The sequence below is a fragment of the Nocardia kruczakiae NBRC 101016 genome (genome assembly GCF_001612965.1).
GTDB lineage: Bacteria > Actinomycetota > Actinomycetes > Mycobacteriales > Mycobacteriaceae > Nocardia > Nocardia kruczakiae.
This window is the reverse complement of the sequence record NZ_BDBL01000037.1, coordinates 86664-96153: the sequence shown is the minus strand read 5'-3', so window position 1 is coordinate 96153 and position 9490 is coordinate 86664. Positions and strand designations below refer to the sequence as shown.

Genomic DNA, 9490 nt, shown 5'->3' with positions numbered 1-9490 from the left:
GCCGCGGGCGTCCGCGCGGCCGGATCGCCGGAACCCGACACGGCCGCACCGGCATTCACCGCCCTGGCCCACGGGCTGGCGCTGCACGAAATGGCCGTCCCGGGCACGCTGCCGCCGGATTCGGTGCACGCGGCGTTCCGTGCGCTGTTCCTGGGATTCCTGCTCGACAACGGACATGTCGAGCTGGCTCTGCGACTGCGGCGACAAGGGGCGGTGGACGTCGATCATATCGAGGGTGACGGATCTTCCGAACCCGGTGCCTGACAACGGTTTCCGATCCCGCGTGCGACCCTTGGGAAGGGTGCCGATTTCGCTCGATGCCGAACGCCGCCAGGTCCATACCTCGCTATTCGACGGCTCGGGAAACTCGGTCGTCGACGACTTCGGTCGGCTGTAGCCGACACGCCAACGGGCTGAACTTGATCCGTTTGCTCGTCTGGAGTCAGCCCCCCTCGTACGCCTATTGACGTCGCGGAATGCCACCCCTAGCATTCCTACGCAAGCGTAGAAAACTCTCTACGCTACCGTAGAAAAGGAGCTGTGATGGCGACGCTGCGTGAATGGCTGTTTCTGCCCGAGGTGGAGCCGCCGGAGGATTACGGCTTCTTCGGACCCGACTCCGTCGCATGGAAGGTGTGGAGTTATCCGACGAGTCTGTCGCTCGGCTTCCAGCGAGCCGTGGTGATCGAAGAGCTCGATCCGGCGCTGATCGCGGCGGTGGACAAGACCAGTGCCATCTACAGTCGGCCGCGAACTCGCTACGACCGGACACTGCGGTATTTCGCGATGGTCTTGTTCGGTGACAGCCGGTCGACGGCGAAGGCGGCCGACGTGCTCGTCAAGGTGCATTCCAAGGCGGTGGGTATCGATCCGGTGACGGGCGGCATCTACGACGCCAACGATCCGCAGTCGCAGTTGTGGATTCATCTGACCGCGTGGCATTCGATATTGATCACCTACGAGAAGTACGGTCCCGGGCGGCTGTCGGAGGCCGAGGAGAATCAGTTCTGGGAGGAGTGCGCTCGCGCTGCCGAGTTGCAGACGTGCGACCCCGCCGATGTACCGCGAACCCGGGAGGGCGTCCGGGAATATTTCGAGCGAATGCGGCCGCAGTTGATCGGTTCCGACATCGCGCGAAAGGCGATGCGGCACCTGCTGCGAGCGGATGTGATGCTGCCGCCGATGCCGTTCGTGGTCAGGCCGTTCTTCACGATCGTGGCGGCATTCCTGCGGCGCGCGACGCTGGCCACGATGCCGCGGTGGATGCGGGAGATGGCGGGCTTGCCGACCAACCGGGTGCTGGACCTGCTGATCGTTCCGCCGATCAGCGCGATCGTCACCCTGATCAGCATGAATGTGTGGCTCCAGGTCGTGCTCCTGCGGTTCTTGTCCCCCATGACGGTCGATATCGCGGCGCCGGTCTTGATGAAGATCGCGCCGGTGGCTCCCGTGACGACGACGCCGCGGGAGGCGCAGAAGCGGTATGGGTACGCGATTCCCGGTGCGGCGCATCATGCGCTGCGTGAAAAGCAGCGCAACCGGGTGTTGAACAAAGGGCTGGCACCTGGCGACGAGGGGCTCATCGAATCCGAACCCATCCTCGGCCGGATGGCCTGAGAGCGTGGGGGAGTAGGCGTGTTGAAAGAATTTCTCGATCGGCAACTGAGTTTCCGTCAGATGCTGTATCTCGCGATCATGGCAGCTGTCGTGGTCGGCATTCCGTACTTCGGCATCGGCCTGATCTGGCTGTGGACACATCACGATCATCTGGGTGAGCTGCACGGGTTCGACAAACTCTTTTCCGTCATCGGAGAAATAATCGCGTGGCCGCCGTTGGTGATTTCTGACATCACCCTGAAGTGACCGGGGAAACCGGCTCGAGACATGAATGGCCCGGTGGCACCTTGTGCCGCCGGGCGTTCGAGTGTTGCGTGGTCGTCAGGGTTGCAGGGCGGGGGAGTCGAGTTTGCCGATCAGCCACCGGTTTCCGCTCTTCTGCAGGGTCAGTGTGAGGGCGAGCTGACCGTGGCGGGGTTGGCCCTGGGTGCCGACGCTCGTGATCGATTGGTCGATGATGAGGATCGCCTCGGCGGTGGTGTCGGTGTTGGATCCGATCGCACAGTGGACGGTTCCCGCTGTCGCGACCACGTGGCCCTGGGTGAGGACGTCGCGAAGATCTTTGCTGGTGGCGTCGAATTCCTTTTTCCAGTCACCGGTGGCGTGGTCGAGCACCGCGGCGAAGTACGCATCGATCGTCGTGGAGTCGTAGGTGGCAAGGATGGGGCCGAAAGCGCACGCCGCCTGGTGTGCCTGCTCGCGGGCTTCGGCGTGGGCATCGGCCTGCTCGTATTTCGTGCCGAACACCACCGCACAGGCCGCGGCCGCGACAGCGCCCGTCGCCGCGAGGGCGGATGCGCTGCGGCGCAACCACTTTCCGCGCCGCCGGGGTGTGGTGGAGTCACCGTCCGCGGGTTCGGTGACGGGTTCGGCGGGAGTCGTCGTCCGCTCGGAGTCCGAGGTCATCGTGGTTCCTTCGTGTGATGGGGTTTCTGCTCACTTCGGCGGCAGGGGCGGGGTCTGTGCGTCGGGGTCGGCGCCCGGCGGCGCCGCGGTGGCACCGGCATCCGGGCGCGGGGCGTTGGCGCTGCCGCGGATCTGCATGCCCGGATCGGTGGTGACGCAGTAGTTGTAGAGGCGGGCCCTGCCGTCGCTGAGCCGCACCGGAGACACGGGGATGCTGTCGTACTCACACGTGGGACGAGGCCAGATGTCCATCAGGGTGTGAAAGGCGTTGTCGTGCACGGGAACACCCATGGCACCCGTGCCGGCCCTCAGCTCCGGGAACAGCGCTCGCAGGGCGGGGGTGCGCAGCCGGGCGGCGCGGGTGATGGCGAGGAAGTTGGTGACCAGGTTGGTGACGGGGTCGGTGGTTTCGGCGACCACCCCGCCCAGGGTCGCGAGCCGGCCGGGCCCGGTGTCGAGCAGTCGCTTCAGTTCGTCGTCGGCGTCGCTGAATTGCCTGAACAGTTCGCTGGAACCCGCTACGAGTGTGGCCAGATCCGGTTGCGCGTGCGAGGTGGTCTCGGCGATCACCTCGAGATGTCCGATCAGGCTGCGGGTCTGGGGCAGCAGGTCGGTCAGGCCGGCCATGGCGTGACTGAGACCGCTGATCACCGTGCGGAGCCGGTCGGGGCCGCCGGCGAGGGCTTTGTCGAGTTCGTCGATGATGCCGTCGAGGCGCCGCGGATTCAGTCCCGAGACGAATCCGCTGGTGTTGCTGAGGAATTCGTTGATCGTGACCGGTGTCGAGGTGGCGGCGACGTCGACGACCGCGCCGTCGCGCAGGTAGGGCGCGCCGTCGGAAACGGGCCGGAAGTCGAGGTACTGCTCTCCCGCCGCCGACAGTCGTGCCACCGCGACCGTGCCGCCGGCGGGAATGCGGACCGAGGAATCGATGGCGGCGAGGGCGACGACGCCGGCTCCGGCCGGTTCGACGGCGCGGACGGTGCCGACCCGTACCCCGCGGAAGGTGACGTCGTTGCGGGGCAGCAGACCTCCGGACTCGGCCAGCTGCACCCGCACGGTGTAGACCTGACGCAGCGGGTTGGCGCCGACCACGCCCACGGTGAGATATCCGGTGCCGGCCATCAGCAGCACGATCAGCCCGGCGGTGGACAAGGCCACGAGGTGGCGGCGGGCCCACTCACCGAGGCGCACGAGAATCCAGGCGCCCAGGTCGAGCAGTTCGTCGAGGTCGCCGACCGCGCGGATCGCGGCGTTCGTGACCCGCGTACGCACCGAGGGCTTCATCGATGGCCTCCCTGTAGCCGACCGAGCACGCGTTGCAGAACCTGAGCGAGACTGCCGGCGAACGCGCTCAGATCGGATCCGTCGGGCAGCTTGCTGCCCTGCGGGTCGGTGAGCGCACCGATATCCAGGTACGACACGGTGGCTCCGACCGCGAGCGCGTTGCCGCGGGTGGAGCCGAGTAGCCCGGGCTGGATCGCGTGGAGGCGGTCGAGGGCCCCGGCGAGATTGTCGCCCATACCGGTGAAGCCGTCCATCAGTCGTTGCACGCTGTCGAACAGGTTCACGAAACGTGGTCCCGTGGTCGAGGTGAAGTCGCCGAGCGCGGCCATGGTCGTGGATACCCCGGCAGTGAGATCGGTGATGGCGCGGTTGTTTTCGGCGATCACCCCGAGCAGCGGTGGGAAGGTGTCGGCGGTCTGTCCGAGCTCGGTCTTGCGCTGCGCCAGGGTGGTGGTGAGGCCGTCGAGTCCCTGGAGCACGCTGTCGATCTGGCCGGTGCGCTGATCCAAGGCGGTCAGCGTCGCGGTCAGTTCGGTGAGCAGGTGCGCCAGTTGCGGGCCGCGCCCGGCGAACATGGAGTTCATCTCGCTGGTGATGCGGGCGACCTGTTCGAGCGCGCCGCCACCGAGCAACATCGAGACCGCTGTCATCAGTTCCTCGACCGATGCGCCGGCCGAGGTGTGCGCGCGATCGATGGTGTCGCCGTTGTGCAGCATCACCGCGCCGGGCTGCTGCTCCGGCAGGATGACGGCGACGAAGATGTCGCCCAGTGGCGTGGGCTGGCGCAGTTCGGCTCGGGTGCCGCGCGGCAACTGGATGTCGGCGCGGATGTCGAGGTCCACGGCGGCCAGGAAGTCGGTGGTGTCGATGTGGGTGACCACGCCGATATCGGAGCCGCCGATCCGCACTCGTGCCCGTTCCGGCAGGTTGAGGGCGTCGCCGAAAATCGCGTGCAGGTGATAGGTGGGCCCGGCGACCCCGGGCTTCGGTAAGGGGACATTGTCGACGGTGACCGCGCACCCGCTGATCGACAGCGTCGCCGTGGCGGCGGCCAGGAGGCGGGCGGTGCGGGCCCTCATCGGGTCAGCCCCAGCAGCGCGCCGGCCAGGCCGAAATCCGGTCCGAAGTCGGTGAGTTTGCCCGTGCGGCAGCCGTCGGCACGCAGCTGTACGCGTTCGCACAGCAGCGACAGGGCTTCACCGTCGAACAGGGACTTGTCGGTGAGCAGATGCAGCCGGACCGAACCGGTCTGCGGGCTCATGGCATCGGCGAAGTTCCGGAAGAACAGCGGCGCCACATCGGTGATCTCGATGAGATCGGTTCCGTGGCCGCGCATCTGGGTGGTGATGGTGGTCAGCCGATTCAGCGCGTCGATGAGTGGCTGCCGGTTCTCGGCCACCACGGAGCTGGTGTTCGCGACGAAATCGTCGAGCTGGGTGAGAACGGCCCGCAGGCCGGGCGCTTGATCTTTCATCAGTGTCACCAGCTCGGTGAGGCGGGCGCTGAATTCGCGCACGGTCCGGTCGTTGTCGGCGACGACCTGAGTGAGGTCGTTGAGCCGGATGACGGCATCGGAGATCTGGTCCTTGTTCGCGAGGGTGGTCCGGAAGGCCGTCGACAGGGCATCGAGGGTCTCGCGGATGCGGTCGCCGTTGCCGTCGAGCAAGGGGAACAGCACCCTGCTCGCCATCGGTCCGCCCGCGTTGTCCCCGGCCAGGGATTTGCCGAGGTCGTCGAAGGTGCGCAGGATGCGGTCGAGTTCTACCGGAGTGCGGGTGTGCTCGAGCGGAATGTGGGCGCCGTCGCCGAGAGTGGGGCCGCGCCCGGTGTAGGCGGGCGTCAGCTCGATGTGGCGGTTGGTGATCAGCTGCGGTGAGACCAGTGCGGCGATGGCGTCGGCCGGAATCGTCACGCCGTCGTCGACGGTCATCGCGACCTCCACGTAGTGGCCGCGCGCGATGACCGAATCGACCTGGCCCACAGGGAGTCCGAGCACCGATACCTCGTTGCCGAGGTAGAGACCGGCAACATTGTCGAAGTCGGCGGTGAGGTGAATCTGTCTGCCCAGCAACCGATTCGGCGTCGACGTCAAGCTGTGCGGAAGGGCGCATCCGGCCAGCATCAGCGTGACGGCGCTCACGATGGCGGCGCGCACGATGGTCGTGATCCGCATCAGCGACACCCCGCGACGGCCTGGGTGGCACACAACCAGTTGTCGGGGAACAACCCCCAGGGCAGGTAGACCTCTCCGTACGGTCCGTTGCCGAAGGTGTTGTTGACCTGCCGCAACGCCACGGGCATCGTTTGATAGAGATGGTCGAGGTTGTCCCGGTTCTGCTGCAGGCCTTGCGACATGGTGTCGAGGCTGCGGATCAGCGGGCCGAGTTGTCCGTTGTTGCCGGCGCCGATCTGCTGCAGGCTTGTCGATATCGTGGCGATGTTGTCGAGGAGGTTCTTCACCAGGTCTTGGCGCTGTGCCACCGCGTCCCCGATCGCCCGGCCCCGGGTGAGCAGCAGCAGAACGCCGTTGCGGTTCTCGTCGACCAATGTGGCTACCGAGTCGATGTTCTTCAGCAGCGTGTCGACTTCGTCGCGGCGGTCGCTGATCACGTCGGCCAGCACACCGACCGAGTCGAGGGCCGCGGCGGTGAGCTGTGGCGAGTCTCCCATCTGACGGGCCACGGCATCGAGGGAGGCCCGCAGGGCAGCGGGGTCGAGTTTCTCGAGGTGTTCGAAGGAGTTCGTGTATTTCGGGTCGTTGACGACCTTGTCCAGATTGTAGGGGACTTCGGTGCGATCGAGTCGAATCACATTGCCTGGCAATCCCTTTCCGTTTCCGGGGTGGAGCTCGACGTGCATCTTGCCGAGAATCGTGCTCATCTTGATCGCGGCGGTGGCGTCGGGACCCAGACGGACCTCGGGGCGAATCTTCAACTCGGCGACGATGCGATCACCGGCCAGGTGTGCCGAGGCGACGGTGCCGACGTCGATCCCGGCCACGTCCACGCTGTTGCCCGGTCGCAGTCCCGCCGCCTGTGCGAACTCGGCGCGCACGGTCCGGTGGCCGAGGTCGAGCCCGGTGACGAAGACGACGCCGGACACGAGCGCGATCACCGCGGTCCCGGCGCCGATGCCGAGCCACAAGTGCCGGTTCTGCCGGTAGGACGGAATCGCGTCCCACATCTCGGGGAGAGTGGGAAGTTGGAATCGGTCCAGCAGCCAGTTGATGCTGCGGAACCGGTCGAGGAATCGGTTCACTATCGACACACCTCCGAGTGCGAGTTGCCGCCGACCTGGGAGAACAACCCCGGAGGGAACAACACGCCCCACAGGGAGACGTCCAGGCCGCAGACGTAGGAGTTGATGTAGGTGCCGTTGCCGCTGATGCGAGCCAGTCCGGCCAGCAGCAGCGGCAGTTCGACCGCGGCGCGGTCGAGCCGGGAACCGTTGGCCAGCAACAGATTCACGCCCGAGGTGGCCGACTGCTGCGCGTGCGCGATACCGGGTTCGATCGCGGCGATGAGACCGCTGAGCTGCCCGGTCGCTCCGGCGGCACGGTCGACGGCCCCTTTGAGGGTTTCGCCTTCTTCGTACAGCCCGGTGACGAGTGTGCGGGCCTGGGTGATCAGCGTTTCCAGCTCCGATGCGCGGTGGGCGAGTCCGGCGACGACGCTGCTGAGGTTGGTGACGACCCGGCCCAGGATCTCGTCGCGGTCGCGGAACGTATTCGCCAGCCCCGCTGCCCGGGTGATCAGAGCGCTGAGCGAGACACCGTCGCCCTGCAGCGCCTGGACGAGAGTCTGCGACAGGGAATTGACCTCATCGGGTTGCAGCACGCTGAACAACGGTTCGAATCCGGACAGGACCGTCGATACGTCGAAGGACGATTCGGTGCGTTCGATCGGAATCGAGCCTCCCGGCGGTAGCGGCGCGGCCGGACCGGAGCCCGGCGCCAGGGCGATGTAGCGCTGTCCGATGAGGTTCTGATATCGGATCAGTGCCTTGGTCGTGGTGAACAGGTGCTGGCGAGATCGGACGCGGAACCCGACGCGGGCCCGCTGATCATCGAGTTCGATGAAGTCGACGCGGCCCACGCGAACCCCGGCCATCCGCACGTCGTCGCCCACGCGCAGTCCGAGAACGTCGCCGAAAGTCGCCTGGTAGCGGTCGGTGTCGCCGGATACCGACCGTTGCAGGGTGGAATAGACCGTCCAGCTCGCGACCAGCGCGAGGACGACGAAGACCGTGAAGCCGAGTACGGCTGTGCGAGTGGTGATCATGTCAACGTCCGCCGTTCGAAGGTGGTGAGGTGCGCACTGTGACAGCGCCGTCGGCAAGCACCGGGCGCAACAGCAACAGCTGTGCGGGGTTCGGCGCGCGCCCGAGGAGGGCGGTGATCGCCGCGGTTCCGGTATAGGAGGCGGGCGCTGCGGGCCCGGACGTCGGTGCCGGCGGCCCCTCCACCGCCGGGCCTGCCGGTGCGGTCGGGCCGGGGATGGGCGGGAGCCCGGGAAACCAGGGCAGAGCCGGCCCGGCAGGGGCATCCGTTCCGGGAGCTGCCGCGCCGATCCGTCCCGGCAGCAACTGAAGCGGAAACTCCTGTGGCGCAGGGGAATTGGGTGTCACACCGCATCGCGGACCGGCGAGCTGCCCGTAGTGTGGACAATCGGCGGCAGTATAGGGGCGAAACGGTGTGAAGGTCACGTCGATGGCCCATCGCATCTGCTGATGTGGTCCCCAGGTGAAGATGGTGGCGTAGGCGCTCAGCGCCTGATTCAAATTCGCGACCGAGGCGCCGATCGCATCCGGATCGGCAGCCACGGCGCCGAAGACGTCGTCGAGTCCGGATACCAATTCCTTTCCCGCATCGGGGTTTCGGGCGAACAGTCCGTTGGTGGCCGCCACGGCCGAACCGGCGTCGGTGAGAAGGGTGACCAGTTTCGCTCGCCGTTCGGTCAAGGTGCGCGCTGCGGTCACCGAGTCGCCGAGCGCCTCGATCAGTTCTGGTGCCGAGCGGTTCACCGCCGTGGCGGCGGCACCGAGGTTGCCCAGCATGTCTCCGATTCCCGGAATCGCTCGCACCTGTGTGGTCCAGGCTTCGAGTCGTTCGATGGTCGAGCCGGGAACGCGGGCGCCGGCATCCAGCGCCTCGGCGAGGGTTCCCAGGACACGGGCCAACCTCTGCGGCTGGATCGCGTCCAGGACCGTTCGCAGTGTGGTCAGGGTGGCCTGAAGCTGGGCGGTGGCCGCGCTCGTGTCTTGGCGGATCGTCGTGCCGGTCCGCAAGCCGTCGCGGGCCGGCCCGTTGTCGACCAGCTCGAGAGCGGTGACGCCGAACAGGTTCGCCGGAACCACTCGAGCGGTCACCGTCGCTGGGATCTGCTGCGCCACCGAAGGTTTCAGGCGCAGACGAACCAGCTGGCGCTGACCCTCGGCGGCGATGTCCACATCGGCGACGGAGCCCACGATCATGCCGCGGAACTTCACATCGGCGTGCGGTGGCATACCGTCGCCCGTGCTCGTCATCTCGGCGGTGACGGCGACCGTGTCGGCGAATGCGCCGGTATAGCGCAGGCCCAGCAGATATATCCCCGCCGCCAGGGCGCCGACCATCGTGACACCGATGATGCCCAGTCGCAGGGCGCCGGGGCCGCGGCCACTCGGATCGATGATCATCGCG

At 66.9% G+C, this 9490-nt stretch carries 10 protein-coding genes; 3 read left to right on the top strand and 7 right to left on the bottom strand.

The annotated features are described in order from the left end of the window. The 3 genes from NK1_RS35125 to NK1_RS24975 form a co-directional block, all read left to right on the top strand. On the top strand, nt 1-264 hold a 264-nt coding region (locus tag NK1_RS35125), incomplete at its 5' end, for a hypothetical protein (protein WP_167354301.1). Nucleotides 265-543: 279 nt separating this feature from the next. Continuing rightward, nucleotides 544-1617, top strand: coding sequence for an oxygenase MpaB family protein (locus NK1_RS24980; RefSeq protein ID WP_063012473.1), 1074 nt, complete (start codon nt 544-546; stop codon nt 1615-1617). A gap of 18 nt (nt 1618-1635) precedes the next feature. After that, complete coding sequence (locus NK1_RS24975) at nt 1636-1863, top strand: hypothetical protein (protein ID WP_310407311.1); 228 nt, start codon at nt 1636-1638, stop codon at nt 1861-1863. Between the two features lie 75 nt (nt 1864-1938). Here the strand turns inward: NK1_RS24975 and NK1_RS24970 are convergent, their stop codons facing one another. The 7 genes from NK1_RS24970 to NK1_RS24940 are packed head-to-tail and all read right to left on the bottom strand — an operon-like array spanning nt 1939 to nt 9486. After that, the gene (locus tag NK1_RS24970; RefSeq protein ID WP_063012471.1) at nt 1939-2523 is read right to left on the bottom strand and encodes an Rv1363c family protein; all 585 of its coding nucleotides are present in this window, start codon (nt 2521-2523) and stop codon (nt 1939-1941) included. 30 nt (nt 2524-2553) lie between these two features. After that, the gene (locus tag NK1_RS24965) at nt 2554-3810 is read right to left on the bottom strand and encodes an MCE family protein (protein WP_084461510.1); all 1257 of its coding nucleotides are present in this window, start codon (nt 3808-3810) and stop codon (nt 2554-2556) included. Continuing rightward, nucleotides 3807-4889, bottom strand: a complete 1083-nt coding sequence (locus NK1_RS24960) for an MCE family protein (protein WP_063012469.1) — start codon at nt 4887-4889, stop codon at nt 3807-3809. Before NK1_RS24960 ends, NK1_RS24965 begins: the two co-directional genes overlap by 4 nt. Then, complete coding sequence (locus NK1_RS24955; RefSeq protein ID WP_063012503.1) at nt 4886-5983, bottom strand: MCE family protein; 1098 nt, start codon at nt 5981-5983, stop codon at nt 4886-4888. Before NK1_RS24955 ends, NK1_RS24960 begins: the two co-directional genes overlap by 4 nt. Continuing rightward, entirely contained in the window at nt 5983-7068 is a 1086-nt protein-coding gene (locus tag NK1_RS24950) for an MlaD family protein (RefSeq protein WP_245660794.1), read from the bottom strand. Before NK1_RS24950 ends, NK1_RS24955 begins: the two co-directional genes overlap by 1 nt. After that, nucleotides 7068-8090: an MCE family protein gene (locus tag NK1_RS24945; RefSeq protein ID WP_063012467.1), complete on the bottom strand. Its 1023-nt coding sequence runs from the start codon at nt 8088-8090 to the stop codon at nt 7068-7070. Before NK1_RS24945 ends, NK1_RS24950 begins: the two co-directional genes overlap by 1 nt. Nucleotide 8091: 1 nt before the next feature. After that, nucleotides 8092-9486: an MlaD family protein gene (locus tag NK1_RS24940; RefSeq protein WP_063012465.1), complete on the bottom strand. Its 1395-nt coding sequence runs from the start codon at nt 9484-9486 to the stop codon at nt 8092-8094. Nucleotides 9487-9490: the final 4 nt, after the last annotated feature.

Excerpts from the sequence above, each read along its gene's own strand:
- NK1_RS24940 (WP_063012465.1), bottom strand. The coding sequence starts at position 9,486 with ATGATCATCGATCCGAGTGGCCGCGGCCCCGGCGCCCTGCGACTGGGC.
- NK1_RS24945 (WP_063012467.1), bottom strand. The coding sequence starts at position 8,090 with ATGATCACCACTCGCACAGCCGTACTCGGCTTCACGGTCTTCGTCGTC.
- NK1_RS24980 (WP_063012473.1), top strand. The coding sequence starts at position 544 with ATGGCGACGCTGCGTGAATGGCTGTTTCTGCCCGAGGTGGAGCCGCCG.
- NK1_RS24955 (WP_063012503.1), bottom strand. The coding sequence starts at position 5,983 with ATGCGGATCACGACCATCGTGCGCGCCGCCATCGTGAGCGCCGTCACG.
- NK1_RS24965 (WP_084461510.1), bottom strand. The coding sequence starts at position 3,810 with ATGAAGCCCTCGGTGCGTACGCGGGTCACGAACGCCGCGATCCGCGCG.
- NK1_RS24960 (WP_063012469.1), bottom strand. The coding sequence starts at position 4,889 with ATGAGGGCCCGCACCGCCCGCCTCCTGGCCGCCGCCACGGCGACGCTG.
- NK1_RS24970 (WP_063012471.1), bottom strand. The coding sequence starts at position 2,523 with ATGACCTCGGACTCCGAGCGGACGACGACTCCCGCCGAACCCGTCACC.